General features: G+C 61.7%; 1 protein-coding gene. It reads right to left on the bottom strand.

The window, feature by feature from the left end:
- A partial coding sequence (locus SB764_RS45150; protein ID WP_410867455.1) for a hypothetical protein occupies positions 1 to 202 on the bottom strand: 202 nt, incomplete at its 3' end.
- Positions 203 to 230: the final 28 nt, after the last annotated feature.

The raw sequence follows: 230 nt of genomic DNA on the forward strand, positions 1-230 counted from the left end.
GGATAAGGAGCGCTAGGGGCCATGTCTCGGAAACTCGCCAGCGTTCAAAAATCGCAAGCTGGCGGGCTCGAAGACGGGCGGCGGCAACGGTGAAGCTAAACCGCCAGCCACCCGAAATGGTGAACGAGCGGCGACTTGACGAGAGAACCAGCGGCGGCAGAGACTTTTGGTGTGGTTCGACCGGCGAGGGGCTCTCGTTCACGTGTCGCTGCACGCTCCTCGATTTCGCT

Origin of the sequence: Paraburkholderia sp. SIMBA_027 (assembly GCF_046535315.1) — a bacterium.
GTDB classification, from domain to species: Bacteria; Pseudomonadota; Gammaproteobacteria; order Burkholderiales; family Burkholderiaceae; genus Paraburkholderia; species Paraburkholderia tropica.